The following is a 16,327-nucleotide window of genomic DNA, read 5'->3' on the forward strand; positions in this document are numbered from 1 at the left end:
AGAGCGTTCAACTACCTTGACGTCGGATTCGTTCCCGCGTCAGCCGAAGCGGGTTTGGATGGCCTCGAGGTTCTTCTCCGACAGCTGAAGGGCGGCGGTGCGGAGACTGAGCCCGTCGAGGGTGGCTCGCTCGAACATGCCCGTCACCAGGTCGCGCATGCGCGTCCGCACCTTGCCGAAGGCCTCTTCGGCGTCTGCGCCGACGTCGCCGAAGAGCGTCCACCACCACCAGGAGTTGGTCGCCGAGTTCGCCACGAAGTCCGGCAGTACCCGGATGCCCCGGGCGGCGAGCAGCTCCTCGGCGTCGGCCGTCACCGGCATGTTCGCGGCCTCGACGATGAGCTTCGCGCCGATCTTGGCCTGGTTGTCGCTGTCGACGCAGTACGAGATCGCGGCCGGCACCAGAACCTCTGCCGGCACCTCGAGCCAGGCTTCGGGCGGAAGGAGCTCGTCGCCCGGTTTGAGGTTGTCGCGGTCGATGCCGCCGAAGCGGTCGCGGTGACGCAGGAGGTTCTCGACGTCGAGACCGTCCGGGTTGGTGACGACTCCGCGCACGTCCGAGACGCCGACCACCTGGAGGCCGGCTTCGGCGAGGAACCGCGCGGTCGCGCCGCCCATCGAGCCGAACCCCTGGACGACCGCGCGGTTCGGGCCGCCGAGCCCGAGTATTTCGAGCCCGGTGAGCGTGGCCTGGGCGACGCCGAGGCCGCCGACCAGCTCGTCGAGCCCGAGGCCGCCGACCTCGATGCGGAAGGCGTCCGCGAGCCGTTCGGTCGCCGCGTCGCGGTCTTCGAGCAGTGGGTAGACCGCTTGGACCGAGCTGAGCAGGCCGATCTCCGCGATGATGCCGTCGATGACGTCCTGGCGCAGGCCGAGGTCCTCGCCCATGGTCCAGTAGCGCTCGATCAGCGGGCGCATGGCGTGCAGGTAGCGGGCGACGACGTCGCGGGCGCGCTCGTCGTACGGGTCGAAGTCGATGCCGCCCTTGGCGCCGCCGAGCGGGATGTACCGGTCGTCGGGGTCGTAGTTGAGGCCCTCTTTGAGCGTCATGCCGCGCGCCAGGCCGCGGACCTCGAAGAGCGTGCAGCCGCGGCGCATCCGCAAGCCGCCGCTGGCCACGCCGCGGACCAGCCGGTCGATCACCAGGTAGCCCCGGCACCCGGTGACCGGGTCGGTCCACGCCACTTCGAGCAACGCCGGCTCGGTCATCGCCCCTCCGCGGCCGGCGCCGGTTCGGTCACGCCGAGCTCGTGGGCCAGCGCCTGGCCGACCCACCGGGCGCAGTCGTCGGCGGTGACGGTGCCCTCGCGCGCGACGAACTGCACGGCGAGCCCGTCGAGCAGGGCGGTCAGCCGCCACGCCGCACCGTGCGGGTCGGAGCACCGGAACTCGCGGGCGGCGACGCCCTCGGTGATGAGCGAGATGACGGCGTCCCGCCACCGCAGGTCGAGGCGCTGGAGGACGTCCCGCAGTTCGGCGTCGCGCATCGCGGCGGCGCCGGCTTCGATCCACAGGGGCCAGCCGGCGGCGGGCTCGGTCGGCCCGTAGAGAGCCAGCACGGCGCGGAGCCGGGCGCCGGCCGGGCCGCCGCGGGTCAGCTCCCCGCGCAGGACGGCGAGGTTGCGCTCGGCCGCCTGGCGGAAGGCCTCGATGATGAGGGCTTCGAGGGTGCCGAAGTGGTAGAAGATCAAGGCGGTGCTGACGTCGAGGGCCTTCGCGACATCGGCGGCCCGCACACCGGCGATGCCGCGGACCCGGACCTGATCGAGCGCGGCGAGCACGATCTCCTCCCGCCGGACTGCCACCGCCTTGCGCGTCATGCGGTCACCGTACCCAGCGGGTTGCTCCCGGGGGAGGACCCGAACGTCGGTCAGCAGCGCAGCTCGGTGACGAGCCCTCGTAGCCACGGCCCGGCGATCGCGGGCTCGGCGGAGATCGTCCGGACGAGCCTGTCGCGTACCTCCGTGGAGCGGCCGGCGTCGACGAGCGCGAAGGCTTCGGCCAGCGCACGGCGCGTCGCCTTGCCGTGGTCGGGGCTCCGGACGGTCTCGTCGGTCCAGCGCTGCCGCGGGAACGACGGGGTCAGCTTCGGCTGGTCGTTCCCGAAGTAGAACCAGACGTCTCGCGCGAGCGAGACGTTGCGCACCGCGGCGGCGGGCAGTTCGCGCGTCCAGGCGACGTCCTCCTGCCAGCGCCAGGCGTCCGGGCGGATCGGCTGGCGGAGGGTGACGCCGAGGAACCGCAGCTTGCGCCGGATGACGTGCCACGCTTCGCGATCTTCGTCGATCCAATCGCGCAGCTGGACGTACAGCTCGGTGAAGGTGTCGCCTTCGAAGACGAGGTCGACGAAGACGGTCGGCCGCGTCCCGCGGGCGAGCGCGTGCGGCGTGATCCCGGTGGCGGCGAGGTTTTCGCGCAGCAGCCGCACGTCCCGCCGGCCGAATCCGTCTCGTGGCTTGAGGGAGAGGGGCAGCTGGTGCACGCGCTCCTGCCACGACGTCTGTTCGAGGGCGCCGCCGAGGAGGTCGTGCATGCTGTCCAGCGAGCGGCCGACGAAGTGGAGTTCGCCGTCGCCGCAGCGGGCGAGAACCTTGGCGGTGCAGGTAGCGAGGTCGTCGAGGAACCAGAGGTGCGGCTTTTTGGCGTGGTCGAGGAGCGTCCCGACCTGGTCGGGACGCACCAGGTCCCACCGGAACGGTCGGTTCGTCATGCGGTCAGGGTAGGTCCGGGAATCGTTGGGCCGCAACGGGTTTTCGCGGGCCTCGCGGAGTCCGGTGTGGTCGATGGGGCGGGGATCGGCTTGGGCTGGGGGAGTGATGGAGCGACCGCGGCGGGATTGCGTGGTCGGGTGTGCGGTGGTTCGAGTCGCGTGGTGGAGCGGCGCCGGCGATAGGCCGGGAGTCATGACGGTGGGGAGGAATCGGCTGAGGTGGCAACGGGTCGATCGCCGTTGAGTAGCCCACGAACTGCGTGTGGCCGCGGGGAAGATTGGTGGCGCGGTGCCTCCTGAAAAGAGTTGAGGTGCGTCGGACGGGCCTGTGGCTCCGTGATCCGATCGGCGATCGGTCGCTCGAATCGCGGGGTCGGGTGCGGCCTGCGCGGGCTGGAGCGGAGTCTGGAAACGACTGGGCCGAGGAACCGCCGCTGCGGTTTCTCGGCCCAGCACGATAAACAACCCCTCAAGCCGTCCACTTCGGATCGCGGCCCAGGTAGCGCAGCAGCTCCGAGGCCGCGTCGTCGTCGGCGGGGCCGGCCAGGGCCGGTGCGTACGCGAATCCGCGCAGTGGCTCCGCCAGTTCCTTCGCCACCGGGAGCAGCGCCGCCGCCATCTCCTGCGTCAGCGGGGATTCCTGGCCCGTCGCGATCGCGATGTCCCACGCGTGCACCGCCGCGTCCAACGCGGCCGCTCCTACCGCCACCGCGGCAGGGAGGGCACCCTGCGGCAGGGGCGTCGGCACGGCTGAAGCGTCCGGGGACACCGTGGCGAACGCCGCTGCTGCCGCGGCCAGCTTGGGCTCCAGGAACCCCGGCACGTCCTCCAGTGAGCCCGACGGGGCGAACGGGTTGAAGTCCGGGCCCGGCTCGCCCGTGATGGACGCCGCGTAGCCCTGCTGGTCGCCGCCCGCGTGCTGGAGCACCTGCGTCACGTTCCATTCCGAGCACGGCGTCGGGGCGGACCAGTCCGTCACTCCCGCCACCGCCGAGCGCAGCGCCTCGTGAGCCGAAGCCAGCAGCGGCCAGGGCGAAGACAGGCCCGCGAAGAACGTGCGGATGTCCGCGACCAGGGTCTCCGGGGCCTCGTGCGCCGAGTAGTGACCGGCCGCGTCGCGGGGGCCGCCGCTGCCCGAGCGCGCGTCGTAAGCGTTCCAGCTGACGATGTTCGCGTGGTCGCGCTCGGCGAAGCGGCGGATCGACTGGAAGTCGCCCGCGAACATCGCCAGCCCAGTGGGGACTGTGGTCGGTGCCGAAGGGTGCGAAGGCGTGTGCGCGTCCTCGTAGTAGAAGCGGATCGACGAGCCGCCCGTGCCGGTCAGCCAGTACAGCGCCACGTTCGCGATGACGAAGTCCGCGTCGAGGTGCTCGCCGAACAGCTGGGCGTTCCACGCCAGCAGCGCCAGCGGGGAGTCGGCCAGCGCGAAGGCGAGGGTGTGCGGCTGCTGGCTGTGCAGCGTGTTGAAGGAGAACATGTTCTCGTAGAACCACTGCAGGTGCGCGAGCCCGGCCTGGTCGGCCTCGCTCAGGTCCGCCATCTCCGCCGGATCGCCGGACGGGAACGAGAACAGCTGCGTGACGTGCACGCCGACGACCTTTTCCGGCGCGAGCCGCCCGATCTCCGGCGAGATCATCGACCCCGCGTCGTTGCCCGCCGCGCCGTACGACTCGTAGCCCAGCCGGCTCATCAGCTCCGCCCACGCCGCCGCCGTGCGGTGCGTGCCCCAGCCCGCCGACCGCGTCGGGCCCGAGAACCCGAAGCCCGGCAGCGACGGGATCACCAGGTGGAAAGCCGGCGCCTCGGCCGGCTCCGGCTCGGTCAGCGGGCCGATGACGTCGAGGTACTCGACGATCGAGCCCGGCCAGCCGTGCGTCAGCACCAGCGGCGTCGCGTCCGCGCGGGACGACCGGACGTGCAGGAAGTGGATCCGCTCGCCGTCGATCTCCGTGACGAACTGCGGGTACGCGTTGAGCCGCGCCTCGAACGCCCGCCAGTCGAACTTCTCCAGCCAGTGCTCGGTCAGCGCGCGGACCCGCTCGTTCGTGACGCCGTACTCGGCGGGCAGGTCGTCCGGCCAGAGCGCCCGGCGCAGACGGGCCTGCAGGTCCTCCAGCGCGGACTGGGCGATCTCGGCGCGGAACGGGCGAAGGGCGGGGACCGTCATGACTACTCCTCGGACTGGAACGGAATGCTTCGTTCCGAACTGTACCAGAGCGGAATGATCCGTTCCAGTGTTAATCTCGGGGCATGCCCGAGACAGCCCTGCCCGGCCGCGGCGGCCAGGCCGCTCGCAACAACCTCGTCATCCTCGATGCCGCCCGCCACGTCTTCCTCGCGGACCCGAAGGCGCCGATCTCCCAGGTCGCCGAGCGCGCCGGCGTCGGCATCAGTGCCCTCTACCGGCGCTACGCCAGCAAGGAGCTGCTGCTCTGCCGGCTCTGCCACGACGGCCTCCGCACCTACATCGCCGAGGCCGAGGCCGCCGACGAGGAGCCGGACGGCTGGACGGCGCTCACCGGCTTCCTCGGCCGGGTGGTCGACGCCGACGTCCACTCGTTGACCGTCCACCTCGCGGGCACGTTCACCCCGACCGAGGAGATGGGTGCCGACGCGCGCCGGGCGAACGAGCTGTCGGCGGGGCTCTTCGCGCGGGCGCGCGGCACCGGACGGCTCCGCGAAGACGCCGTCACCGAGGACCTCGGCATGATCCTCGAGTGCTGTTCGGCGATCCGCGTGGACGACCCGGATCGCACGGCCGAGCTCCGCCGTCGGTACCTGGCGATGCTCATCAAGGGGCTCGAAGCGGGAAATGGGCCGGCTCTGCCCGGTCCGCCGCCGCGCCCGGGTGAGATGAACGGCCGCTGGCGTCCGTCCTGACGGCCGTGCCGCGGCGCGTCCGGATGGCGGTAACGAATTCCGGGAGTGCGACGACTGATCAGCGTCGGGTGTCCACGAATACCACGCAGTATCTGTCAGAGCGGCATTCCCCGGACCGAACAGCGAGACCACGACTATGCAAAGAAGCTGGCGACGGACCACGATCCTGTCCTCGGTGGCCGCACTGGCCACGGCTTTCATCGCGATGGCACCCGCCGCACAGGCGGAGCTGCCCAGTAGTTCTGTCGAAGTCAGCACCACCACGGTGCTCCCGGGACAGACGTTCACCATCTCGGAAACCGTTCACAACGACCGCGATTTCACGGTTACTTTCGCCAAGGCGGCCATTTACGGCACGCCCACGCCGATCACCGACATCGCCGACATCGTTTCCTGCACCAACACGACGGAGGTCGGCTGCTTCCAGCTCGGCAGCAGCTACCGCGCCGCGTTCGGCGACCTAGAGGCGGGCGGCACGAAGACCACGGTGTGGACCTTGCGCGTCAAGGACACCGCGGCGCCCGGCCAGTTCACGCTGCAGCACCAGTTCGTCGGCGACAACTACGCCTTCGACACGTACGACGGCCCGGTGATCACGATCGGCAACCCGAACACCGTCGCCGACGTCAAGGTCGCGCTCGCCGCGTCCGGCCACGGCGGGTTGAACGCACGCATCGACTACACGCTGACCGTGACGAACACCGGCCCGTCGGCCGCGACGGGGATCCGTGTCGTGGCAACCTATGCGTCCGGCTTGTCGTTCGGCAGCGCCACCGGCTGCACCCGCGTGGGCAGCACCCGGGCGTTGAACTGTGACGTCGCTTCGCTGGCGTCCGGTGCTTCGGCGACGGCGAAGTTCTCGGTCAACGGCGGCCTGCTGGCGCTCGGCTCGTACACCACCACGGCGGTGCGCACGGCCAGCTCGCCGGCGGACCCCAATGGTGCCAACAACAGCGCGTCGAAGACGTGCTCGGCGCTCACCGGGCTCGTCGTGACCTGCTGAGGGTTCGCGAGGGGTGAACCGGGCTCGTGTCCTCCGCCAGGGACGCGGGCCCGGTTCGCGTTTTCAGCCGGCGACCGAGGCGTACAGCTTCGCGATGTCGTCGTCGAAGTACGCGCTGTAGGAGACGTCCGGGGTGTCGCCGCCGAGCTCGTAGCCGCCGATGACCCCGATCACCGCGCCGCCGGTGACCCACGGGCCGCCGCTGGTGCCGTCCGGGAAACCGGGGCACGCGACACGCTGTTGGTAGGTGTCGGACCGCGTCGTGGTTCCGGTGCACACAACCGGGGAATCGGTGGTGGCGGGGTAACCCGTCAGGGTGATCGTGTGGTCGAACCCGCGGTCGGTGCCGAGCACATTCGCGCCGGTCAGGCTTTCCAGGGAAGCGGTGTTCCCCGGTTGCTGAACGGTCAGGAACGCGAAATCCAGATCCGGGTCGGCGGATGACGTCCAGCCGTCCGCGACGGCGACTCCGGTGACCGTCCACATTCCCACGGGGGCGACGCCGTCGTGATAGCCGGGGGCGAAGGACATTCCGGTTCGGACACAGTGCGCGGCGGTCAGCACCAGGTCCCCGGCGGCGGAATGCACGACGCTCGCCGTGCAGAAATGGCTCCCGTTCGCGAACAACGCGCCGACCGGGGAAATGGTTTTCGCCGAAACCGAAGAAGTGGGCGGAGAAGTGACCGGGGCGCCCGCGGCGTAGGCGTCGTCGGCGGTCGTGTCCGTGCCGGCGACCAGGCCGGCGCCGAGCACCAGCACGGCCGCCGCGGCCGCGAGCGCGGACCTCAGGAACTTGATCGCCACCGTCCCAGATCACCACACCGGAGCCGGATCGGCAGTGCCACGGACCGGATGCACAGCGACTTCACAGCGGCTGCGACGTCGCTGAAGTCGAGGCCATGTCGAGTTCGGTCAGGTCGCCCGACGGCACGGTAGTCGGGTTCGAGACGCTGGGCGACGGCCCGCCGATGGTCCTCGTCCACGACACCGGCGCGGACCACACGCGCTGGACGGCGGTGCGTGAGCGGCTGGCCGAACGCTTCCGCCTGCACCTCGTCGACCGTCGCGGCCGGGGCTTGAGCCGCGACGAGGCCACCGAGTACGACATCCGGCGCGAGGGCGAGGACATCGCCGCCGTGGCGGAGGCCGCCGGAGGCGGCGTCTACCTGCTCGCGCACTCCTACGGCGCCTTGTGCGCCCTGGAAGCCGTCCGGAAGACCGACGCCGTCACGCGGCTCGTGGCCTACGAGCCGCCCCGGCCGAAACCGGGCGGACACGTCGTCGGGCCGGAGGCGCGCAAACGTATGCGAGCAGCGGAAAAGCCCGAGGAAATCCTGGAGATCTTCCTGCGCGAGGCGCTCCGGCTGCCCCCGGCGGACGTCGAGGCGATGCGGCGGACGCCCGTCTGGCCCGCCCGGGTGGCCGCCGCCCACACCATCCCGCGGGAGCTGGAGGTCGTCCAGCGGATGGTGTTCGACGAACGCCTGGGCGAGATCGCGATCCCGGTCCGGTTGTTCGCCGGCACGGAGAGCCCGGAGTACCTGCGGCTCGCCGCCGACGCCGTGGCCGAGCGCATTCCGGGCGCCGATGTCGTGCCGATGCGCGGCCAGGCCCACCAGGCGATGGACTTCGACCCGGACCAGTTCGTGGGAGCGGTGTTCGACTTCAGCGGGGCCTAGGTGAGGTTCTTGGGCAGCAGGGTGGTCGTCGCGTCGGGGGCGGCGACCGCCTTGGGGCGCTTGTCGCGGAACAGCCAGCCGCCGACGATGCCGCCGACGAACCCGAACATGTGACCCTGCCAGCTGACGCCCTCTTCGGTCGGCAGCAGGGACGCGAACTGGTAGGCGAAGCACAGCGCCATCACCAGCCCGAGCACGATGTCGATCAGGTGCCGGTCGAACAGCCCGCGCACGATGATGTAGCCGAAGTAGCCGAAGACCAGGCCGCTGGCGCCGACCGTCACCGAGTGCGACGCCGAGATGAACCAGACGCCGAGCCCGCTGGCGACGATGATCAGCACGCTCACGCCGAGCCACTTCTTCACCCCGCGGTAGGCGGCGAGGAAGCCGAACACGAACAGCGGCCCCGAGTTGCCCTCGATGTGGCCCCAGCTGCCGTGCAGGAACGGTGCCGTGAAGATCTCCGGCAGCGACGCGGGATCACGCGCTTCGATGCCGAACTCCTGGCTCAGGTCGTAGCCGGTGGGGGCGTTCACGAGCTGGACCACCCACAGCAGGGCCAGCAGCCCGACCATCACCCACAGGGCCTTCTTGGCCTCGGCGATCATCATCTCGGCGTCGCTGCGCGCCCCGCCCTCGCTGGTCGTGCTCATGCTCTCCCCCTGCTCGGTTGCGCCGAGGATAACCGGACGACGGGGGCGGACGCGGCGTTCCGGACCGAGCCGTGACCTGGCAGAGTCGAGGCCATGACGTCACCCCGGCCGGAGACGGTCTTCCGCGGCCGTCGCATGCCCGCCGACCGCGCGCTGGTCATGGCCATCGTCAACCGCACGCCCGACTCCTTCTACGACAAGGGCGCGACGTTCGCCGGGAACGCGGCGCGGGACGCCGTCGACCGCGCGGTCGACGCGGGCGCTGACATCGTGGACATCGGCGGGGTCAAGGCGGGCGAGGGGCCCGAAGTCGGCGTCGACGAGGAGATCGCCCGGGTCGTGCCGTTCGTCGCCGAGGTGCGGGAGCGCCACCCCGGGCTGGTGATCAGCGTCGACACCTGGCGCCACGAGGTCGGGCGCCGGGTCTGCGAAGCGGGCGCCGACCTGCTCAACGACACCTGGGCCGGCGCCGACCCGAAGCTGGTCGAGGTCGCCGCCGAGTTCGGCACGGGCTACGTCTGCTCCCACGTCGGGGGCATGCCGCTGCGCACCGACCCGTACCCGGCGCCGACCCCGGACCGGCCGTTCTGGCCGCGCTACGACGACGTCGTCGCGGACGTGGTCGACGAGCTGACCGCGGCGGCCGAGCGGACGGTCGCCGCCGGAGTGCCGCGCGGCGGCGTGCTCGTGGACCCGACGTTCGACTTCGGCAAGAGCACCCGGCACGGGCTTTCGCTGCTCCGGCACTTCGACCGCCTGGTGGCGACGGGCTGGCCGGTGCTCGTCGCGCTGTCGAACAAGGACCTGATCGGCGAGACCCTGGACGTCGAAGCCCACGACCGCCTCGCGGGCACCCTGGCCGCGACGGCGATCGCGGCGCACGCCGGTGCGGCGGTCTTCCGGGCGCACAACGTCCGGGAGACGCGGGAGGCCGTGGAGGCGGTCGCGGGCGTCGCACCCTTCGTCACCTCACACGAGTAGCGCCCCCCGGCGGCGTACAAAGGACGAAGAGGTGATGCCGGATGACGCCCTCGGTGGTGCGGCCCGCGAAGCGGCGCCGGTGGGCGGTCGTCGCCGCCGTGGCCGCGGTGCTCGTGTCCGTGCCGTCGGTCGTCGCCGCGCTCGCCCCGGCGGGGGAGCGGGCCGACCCCGGCCGGCTGCGTGAGCTCGTGCTGGGATCCGCCGGGCGGCCGTACCAGGGGTACGCCGAAAGCGCCGGCTCGCTCGCGTTGCCGGAGCTGCCGAACCTCGCCCCCGTCACCGCGCTCTTCTCGATGCGGACGCCGATGCGCGCGTGGTACGCCGGGCCCGACCGCTACCGCGTCGACATCCTCGGCACCGCCGGCGAGCACGACGTCTACCGGCTGCCCGACGGCGAATACACCTGGGACTACGGCGACAACACGCTCACCGAGCTGATCGGCGAACCGGCCGTCCGGCTCCCGCGGGCCGGGGACCTGCTGCCGCCCGAGCTCGCGCGGCGGATCCTCCAGGCGGCGAAGGGCGACCCGGTGAGCGCGCTGCCGGGCCGCAACGTCGCCGGCGTCGCCGCGTCCGGGCTGCGGCTCGTGCCCGCCGATCCGGCCACGACGATCGGGCGCGTCGACGTCTGGGCGGACCCGGTGACCGGCGTGGCCGTGCGCGTCGAGGTCACCGCCCGCGGGCAGCAGGCCCCGATCCTGGTCACCGAGTTCCAGCAGCTCGAGCAGACGACGCCGGTCGTCGAAGCGCCGCGGCCGGTGCCCGGGTCGGGGTTCACCGTGGCGAGTGCCCCGGACGTCTCGAACGCGCTCGGCGCGCTGGGCCAGGTGCCGCTGCCGTCGACGCTCGCCGGGCGTCCGGTGGCGTCGTCGAAGTTCGGTGGCGTGGAAGGCGCCGCGCTCTACGGCACCGGGCTGGCGGCCTTCGCGGTCATCGCCGTGCCGCGCGCCGTCGGGAACGCGGCGAGCGACGCCGCCGGGAAGGCCGGTGCCGTGCAGACCAAGCTGGCGGCGGGCACCGTGGTGCAGCTGTCGATCACGCCGTTGTCGCTCGCGATCGTCCGCGCCTCCTCGTTCCGCCGGTCCTACCTACTGGCCGGCACGGTGACGCCGGACGTGCTGAAGACCGTCGCGGAAGAGCTGTCCACGCTGCGCCGGGGCGGCCGATGATCGTCACGCGCGCGCTGACCAAGCGGTACGGCAGCACCCTGGCCGTCGACGCCGTCGACCTGCGGGTTCGTGAGGGCGACCGGTACGGCTTCCTCGGCCCGAACGGTTCGGGCAAGACCACCCTGGTCCGGATGCTGCTCGGCCTGGTCTACGCCACCAGCGGGGAGATCGAGGTGCTCGGCGAGCCCGTCCCGAAGCGCGTCGCCGACGTGCTGCCGCAGGTCGGCGCGCTCGTCGAGGGCCCGGCCGCGTACCCGCACCTCTCCGGGCGCCGCAACCTCTCGCTGCTCGACGCCGCCGGGCGCGGCGGCGGGCGGCGCACGCGGCGGCGCCGGATCGACGACGCGCTGGAGCAGGTCGGGATCGGCGCGGTGGACCAGCGGCCGGTGAAGGCGTACTCGCTCGGCATGCGGCAACGCCTCGGGCTCGCCGGCGCGCTACTGCGCAAGCCCCGGCTGCTGATCCTCGACGAGCCGACCAACGGCCTCGACCCGCAGGGCATCAAGGAGATCCGGGAGCTGCTCGTCGAGCTGAACGCGGGCGGCACCACGGTGTTCCTGTCCAGCCACCTGCTGGCCGAGGTCGAACAGCTCTGCACGCGCGTCGGCGTCGTCGACCGGGGCCGGCTCGTGCTGGAAGACGACTTGGCGACGCTGCGGGCGGCCACCGGCCGGATTCTCGTCGGCACGCCGGACGCCGCCGCCGCGGTCGCGGTCCTCGACGGGCAGCTCGAATCCCGCGACGGCGACCGCCTGGTCATCCGGCACGCCGACCCGGCGGCGCTGAACGCGATGCTCGTCGAAGCGGGGGTGCGCGTGACGTCGATCCACGCCGAGCAGCGGACCCTCGAACAGGTCGTCCTCGACGTGACGGGTCCCGGGTCGGACCGGTTCGGAGTCGCCGGATGATCGGCGTCGAGCTGCGGAAGCTCGCGCTGCGGCCGCGGGTGTGGGTCAGCGTGCTGCTGCTCTGCCTGCTGCCCGCGATCGTCGGCGTCTTCCTGGCGACGGCCGACTTCGCGCCGCCGCCGGGGCAGGGCGGGGCGTTCCTCTCGGCGGTGGTGAGTGACGGCGCGCTGTTCCCGGCGGCCGCGCTCGCGCTCGTGCTGCCGCTGTTCCTGCCGATCGCGGTCGCCGTCACCGCGGGCGACTCGATCGCGGGCGAGGCGTCCACCGGCACCCTGCGGTACCTGCTGGTGCGCCCGGTCGGCCGGACGCGGCTCCTCGGCGCCAAGATGCTCGCGCTCGCGGTGTACGTGACCGCGGCGATCGTGATCGTCGTGCTGACGTCGCTCGTGCTCGGCGTGATCCTGTTCGGCACCGGCGGGACGCCGGGGGTCGCCGGGCCGGGCGGGCAGCCGACCGGCGTGACGTCGTTGTCGGGGCAGTCGCTCAGCTCGTCCGGGCTGGGCCTGCGGCTGCTGGGCGCGGTGTCCTACATCGTCGTGTCGATGCTGGGGTTCGCCGCGATCACGGTGTTCCTGTCGACGGTGAGCGACTCGGCGCTGGGGGCCGCGCTGGGCGGGCTGGCCGTGCTGATCACCAGCTCGGTGCTGGAGACCCTGGACGCGGCCGCGTCCGTGAAGCCGTACCTGCCGACGCACTACTGGCTGTCCTGGATCGACTTCTTCCGGGATCCCGTGCTGTGGCGCAACATCGATCACGGACTGCTGCTGCAGGCGGGCTACATCGTCGTGTTCTTCGGGGCCGCGTGGGCGAACTTCGCGACCAAGGACGTCACGAGCTGAGGCACTCGGTAGGGGCTTCCAGCGGGTTCGTGCCGAGGGCCTGCAGGACGAGCTCGGTGACGACGGGGTCGGTGGGGAGGTCGCCGTGGCCGGCCTGGTTTCCGGGGCAGACCTGCTGGAGGGCGACGTTGACGGCGCCGTCGAGCCGGGCGGAGTCGGGCGGGGTGACCGTCTCGTCGCGTTCGGTCCACACCGAAAGCCACGGCAGGGTCGCCGGGATGGGTTCCTTCGCCAGCTCCTGCATCAGGGTGCTGCCGGGGGCCAGCTGCACGCACGCGGTGGGGCAGCCGCCCGGGACGAGCGCGCCGCCGGCCGCGGCGAGGCCGGTGCCGTGCATCGGCGCGCCGAGCGTGATCACCCGGCGGGCCTGGTGGTCACCGCCGTCGCGGCTGACCCACAGCCGGGCCACGACACCGCCCGCGGAGTAGCCGATGACGTCCACCGAAGGTGCTCCGCGCGCGTAGGCGTTCTCGACGGCTTCGGCCAGGACGCCGGCCTGTTCGACCAGGTCACCGGTGCCGTCGCCGGCCAGGGTGAGGACCTCGGTGCCGCGGCCGGTGGCCTGCCGGATGCGGGTGGCGAGCTCGTTCAGGGCGCCTTGGCCGCCGCCGTAGCCGGGGACGAGCAGGACGGGCCCGGGCTTGCCCTGGTCGGGCGTCCCGGCCTGCGGCGCGGCGCTGGTGCCGGTGGCGGCGAGGACGGCCGCGACGAGCACGGCCACCACCACGACGGCGACGCCGCCCATGAGCAGCCGCCGTCGCGGACTGATTCCGCGCCACCAAGCCGTGATCCGCACGAATCCATCATGCCCCGGCTCCCGCAACGGCGGCGTGATGGAAGCCGTAACTCGCGTGACTGGGGCCGTAACTCGCGTGACTGGGGCCGTAACTCGCGAGTTCCGGCTCTGATCACGCGAGTTCCGGCCCGAATCACGCGAGTTACGGTTCGCGGACCGCCGCGATGTCACCCGTTCGCGCTGAACCGGCGCGCCGCGGCGGCCGTGTGCGGAGTTGGGAGTGTGGAGACAAAACCGGGGTGAGCTGACATGCGGATCCGGAAAATACTGCTCGTCATACCGCTGCTGGTACTGGACCTCGCCGCCTGCGGGCAGCCGGAGGTCTTCGTCAAGGTGGGCAAGGCGGTGCCGGTGCCGGAAAGCACCACCGGCGTACCCGCCTGCACGTGGCTCGGGGATACGCCGGTGGTACCGCAAGTCGTGCGGCTCTAGTTGAACGGGTCGAGCGTCAGGTACGCCGTCGCCGGGTTGCCGTCGTTGACCAGGGACTCGAAGTGGCCCACGTCGTCGAAGGCGAACGCGTACGCCTTGCCGTCCGCCATCTGCGCGTGGATCTTGCGCGCGTAGTGGTTCGTGACGGCGTCCAGGTAGAATCCCGCCGAGCTCGTGTCCGGCTGGTTCGCGTTCGTCAGCAGCGTCGAGCGGTTGAAGCCCGCGCAGAGCGTGCGCGAGATCTGGCCGCGGACGTCGTTCGGTGCGTCGAGGTTCTTGTAGCAGCCGAAAACGCTGTCGGAGTCGGGTTTCTGGAACGCCGTCACGAACCCGCCGGAGGTGTTGGTGAAGTTCATGACGGTGCCGGAAACCCGGCCGTAGTACTTCACGTTCGGCTGGTCCGCGACGGGCGTCACGGTCAGCGTCGACGAGCTGTACTTCGTCCAGACGCGGTTGATGTAGTCCTGCAGCACGTTCGCGGGCAGCGCACCGGCTTCGATACCGTGGCTCGGCGCGAGCGCGCGCAGGACAGTGCCGTCGGAGCGCGTCCGGATCAGGTTGGCCCAGCCGCCCGGCTGGCCGCGCAGCGCGGTGAAGAAACCGTTGTAACCGCCCGCTTTCAGGTGCCCGGTGTTCTTCGTGGTGCCGCCGGCGGGCTGCACGCCGACCGCGTACGGCGCGGAGAACATGTCGACCTGGGTGCTGTTGAGCCAGAGTCCGCCGTCGTTGAGCGTGTACTCCGACCAGTTGAAGAGGATGTTCACGTTCGGGTCCGACGGGTTCTGGACCGCAGGCTGCACCAGCCCGCCGGTGGCGAGCTTGAACACGAGCTTCTGCCCGTAGGAGAAGTAGATCCGGCCGGAGAACTTCGGGATCCGGATGGTGATCGACTGGCCGTTCGCGGGCCCGGCGATCGACGCGTCGGGCGCCGGGATCGGCGGCACCGCGCCGCCGGGCCAGGCGTGGAACGCGCCGTTCGCGTCGGCCCAGCCCTGCTGTCCGGTCGCCAGGTACGTGCCCAGGTCGTAGACGTAGATCCGGTCCGCCCGGCCGGAGTTGTTGGTGATCTTCAACGGGATCGTGGCCGGCACGGCGTCGGCGGCCGGGGCGAGGGCGGTGACGAGCCCGGCGGCGACGGCGGCCGCCGCGGCCAGGGTCGTCAGGCGCCGGAAGAACGGTCTGGTGCGCACGGGCGTCTCCTCGTCGAGGCCGGTGATCGCAAGTTGTCCAGACCATTGCAAGCGTCTCGGTGAACGGTTGTCAAAGGCTGATAGTTATTAGCCACCGTGCGGAGCAGTGCTCAGGAGATCCGGCGGACCGGCTCCCCGCCCAGCAGGCAGTCGAGGTCGATCCGGCCGCCCGCCGCCGCGAGGACGGCGTCGATCGCCAGGTCGACGTCCAGCTTCCGGCCGTGCTGGTCGGCGTACGCGCGCATGAGGTTGCCGATGTGGCGCTCGGGGTTGCGCCACGTCGGCCAGCGCATCGACGCCTGGTTCGCCAGCCTCGTGAAGTCCGTCTGACGCTCCGTCACCTCGAGCAGCCACTCGAGGTAGACGCGCATCGAGTGCAGCGCGCTGTGGCCCGGGGTCGCCACTGGGCCGTGCCCCGGGACGACGGTCCGCGGACGGAACGTGTCCTGCAGCCAGTCGAGCGCCTCGAGCCAGCCCGGGATCGAGCCGTGCACCGCCAGCGGCGTATCGCCGATGAACACGAGGTCGCCGGTGAACAGCGTGCCCGAGCGCGGCTCGTGCACCACCAGGTCGCCCGCGGTGTGCGCGACACCGGGCACCGCCACGACGTCGGCGACCGCGTCGCCGAGGTCGAGGCGCCGCCAGCCGATCACCGGCCGGACGGCGTCCGGCTCCGGCGGCTCGAGCACGCCCCACTGGGTGTAGGTGAAGACGTTGCCGTAGGTCTGCGGCCCGGCCTTGACCAGGTCGACGCTGCCGGGGGCGGCCAGTGCCGTCCCGCCCTCGCGCAGCGCGACCCCGACGCCGTTGTGGTGCTCGCCGTGCGCGTGCGTGACGACGACGGTCAGCTCCTGCTCGCCCGCGTACTTCCGGACGTCGCGCATCAGCTCCAGCGTCGCCTGCTCGGTGCCGCACGTGTCGACCAGCACGACGCCTTCGCTGCCCTGGATCCAGCCGCTGTTCGAGACGAACCACTCCGCCGGGCTCTTCACGTACGCGACCACGCCCGGGCGCGCGTGCCGGAGCGGGACGATGTTCGATGTGACGGCCGGCATGGTTCCTCCCCTGGACTGACGAACCGGTTAAC

17 protein-coding genes are annotated in these 16,327 nt (G+C 71.6%); 8 read left to right on the forward strand and 9 right to left on the reverse strand.

Features of this window, described 5'->3' with window-relative positions; all coding sequences use genetic code 11:
* Window positions 1-39: 39 nt before the first annotated feature.
* The 4 genes from AB0M59_RS40710 to AB0M59_RS40725 all read right to left on the reverse strand — a co-directional run bounded on the left by AB0M59_RS40710 (window position 40) and on the right by AB0M59_RS40725 (window position 4,877).
* The gene (locus tag AB0M59_RS40710) at window positions 40-1,209 is read right to left on the reverse strand and encodes a Glu/Leu/Phe/Val dehydrogenase dimerization domain-containing protein (protein WP_364626527.1); all 1,170 of its coding nucleotides are present in this window, start codon (window positions 1,207-1,209) and stop codon (window positions 40-42) included.
* Complete coding sequence (locus AB0M59_RS40715) at window positions 1,206-1,820, reverse strand: TetR/AcrR family transcriptional regulator (protein ID WP_364626530.1); 615 nt, start codon at window positions 1,818-1,820, stop codon at window positions 1,206-1,208. Before AB0M59_RS40715 ends, AB0M59_RS40710 begins: the two co-directional genes overlap by 4 nt.
* 50 nt (window positions 1,821-1,870) lie before the next feature.
* The gene (locus tag AB0M59_RS40720) at window positions 1,871-2,710 is read right to left on the reverse strand and encodes a hypothetical protein (protein WP_364626533.1); all 840 of its coding nucleotides are present in this window, start codon (window positions 2,708-2,710) and stop codon (window positions 1,871-1,873) included.
* 469 nt (window positions 2,711-3,179) lie between these two features.
* Entirely contained in the window at window positions 3,180-4,877 is a 1,698-nt protein-coding gene (locus AB0M59_RS40725; protein ID WP_364626535.1) for a TIGR03086 family metal-binding protein, read from the reverse strand.
* Between the two features lie 83 nt (window positions 4,878-4,960).
* On the opposite strand from AB0M59_RS40725, the gene AB0M59_RS40730 reads away from it, so the two are divergent.
* Together AB0M59_RS40730 and AB0M59_RS40735 are read left to right on the forward strand one after the other, a co-directional pair.
* Window positions 4,961-5,590 (forward strand): helix-turn-helix domain-containing protein, encoded by a 630-nt coding sequence (locus AB0M59_RS40730; RefSeq protein ID WP_364626538.1) that lies wholly within the window; start codon window positions 4,961-4,963, stop codon window positions 5,588-5,590.
* Between the two features lie 175 nt (window positions 5,591-5,765).
* Complete coding sequence (locus AB0M59_RS40735; protein WP_364626541.1) at window positions 5,766-6,593, forward strand: DUF11 domain-containing protein; 828 nt, start codon at window positions 5,766-5,768, stop codon at window positions 6,591-6,593.
* 63 nt (window positions 6,594-6,656) lie between these two features.
* Here AB0M59_RS40735 and AB0M59_RS40740 read toward each other — a convergent pair whose 3' ends face one another.
* Window positions 6,657-7,397, reverse strand: coding sequence for a trypsin-like serine protease (locus tag AB0M59_RS40740; RefSeq protein WP_364626543.1), 741 nt, complete (start codon window positions 7,395-7,397; stop codon window positions 6,657-6,659).
* A 95-nt stretch (window positions 7,398-7,492) separates the two neighbouring features.
* On the opposite strand from AB0M59_RS40740, the gene AB0M59_RS40745 reads away from it, so the two are divergent.
* Entirely contained in the window at window positions 7,493-8,272 is a 780-nt protein-coding gene (locus AB0M59_RS40745; RefSeq protein WP_364626546.1) for an alpha/beta hydrolase, read from the forward strand.
* On the opposite strand, the gene AB0M59_RS40750 is transcribed toward AB0M59_RS40745, so the two are convergent.
* Window positions 8,269-8,925, reverse strand: a complete 657-nt coding sequence (locus tag AB0M59_RS40750) for a rhomboid family intramembrane serine protease (RefSeq protein WP_364626549.1) — start codon at window positions 8,923-8,925, stop codon at window positions 8,269-8,271. The genes AB0M59_RS40745 and AB0M59_RS40750 overlap by 4 nt on opposite strands.
* Before the next feature lie 93 nt (window positions 8,926-9,018).
* Between AB0M59_RS40750 and folP the strand changes: the two genes are divergently transcribed.
* From folP to AB0M59_RS40770, 4 genes are read left to right on the forward strand one after another with little or no spacing between them, the layout of a single operon-like run.
* Window positions 9,019-9,906: a dihydropteroate synthase gene (gene folP, locus AB0M59_RS40755; protein WP_364626551.1), complete on the forward strand. Its 888-nt coding sequence runs from the start codon at window positions 9,019-9,021 to the stop codon at window positions 9,904-9,906.
* Window positions 9,907-9,947: 41 nt separating this feature from the next.
* Window positions 9,948-11,075: a hypothetical protein gene (locus tag AB0M59_RS40760; protein WP_364626554.1), complete on the forward strand. Its 1,128-nt coding sequence runs from the start codon at window positions 9,948-9,950 to the stop codon at window positions 11,073-11,075.
* On the forward strand, window positions 11,072-11,983 hold the full coding sequence (locus AB0M59_RS40765; protein ID WP_364626557.1) for an ABC transporter ATP-binding protein: 912 nt from the start codon (window positions 11,072-11,074) through the stop codon (window positions 11,981-11,983). The genes AB0M59_RS40760 and AB0M59_RS40765 overlap by 4 nt, the downstream gene beginning before the upstream one ends.
* Window positions 11,980-12,822: an ABC transporter permease gene (locus AB0M59_RS40770; RefSeq protein WP_364626560.1), complete on the forward strand. Its 843-nt coding sequence runs from the start codon at window positions 11,980-11,982 to the stop codon at window positions 12,820-12,822. The genes AB0M59_RS40765 and AB0M59_RS40770 overlap by 4 nt, the downstream gene beginning before the upstream one ends.
* Here the strand turns inward: AB0M59_RS40770 and AB0M59_RS40775 are convergent.
* Window positions 12,812-13,618: a lipase gene (locus AB0M59_RS40775; protein ID WP_364626562.1), complete on the reverse strand. Its 807-nt coding sequence runs from the start codon at window positions 13,616-13,618 to the stop codon at window positions 12,812-12,814. The two genes, AB0M59_RS40770 and AB0M59_RS40775, sit on opposite strands and share 11 nt — an antisense overlap.
* Before the next feature lie 249 nt (window positions 13,619-13,867).
* Here AB0M59_RS40775 and AB0M59_RS40780 point away from each other — a divergent pair, with 249 nt between their 5' ends.
* The gene (locus AB0M59_RS40780) at window positions 13,868-14,050 is read left to right on the forward strand and encodes a hypothetical protein (RefSeq protein WP_364626564.1); all 183 of its coding nucleotides are present in this window, start codon (window positions 13,868-13,870) and stop codon (window positions 14,048-14,050) included.
* On the opposite strand, the gene AB0M59_RS40785 is transcribed toward AB0M59_RS40780, so the two are convergent.
* Together AB0M59_RS40785 and AB0M59_RS40790 are read right to left on the reverse strand one after the other, a co-directional pair.
* Window positions 14,047-15,240, reverse strand: coding sequence for a glycoside hydrolase family 64 protein (locus AB0M59_RS40785; RefSeq protein WP_364626567.1), 1,194 nt, complete (start codon window positions 15,238-15,240; stop codon window positions 14,047-14,049). The two genes, AB0M59_RS40780 and AB0M59_RS40785, sit on opposite strands and share 4 nt — an antisense overlap.
* Before the next feature lie 110 nt (window positions 15,241-15,350).
* Window positions 15,351-16,295 carry an MBL fold metallo-hydrolase gene (locus AB0M59_RS40790; protein WP_364626569.1) on the reverse strand — a complete coding sequence of 315 codons (945 nt, stop codon included), beginning with the start codon at window positions 16,293-16,295 and terminating at the stop codon, window positions 15,351-15,353.
* Window positions 16,296-16,327: the final 32 nt, after the last annotated feature.

It is taken from the genome of Amycolatopsis sp. NPDC051371 (assembly GCF_040682155.1).
In the GTDB taxonomy this organism is placed as follows: Bacteria; Actinomycetota; Actinomycetes; order Mycobacteriales; family Pseudonocardiaceae; genus Amycolatopsis.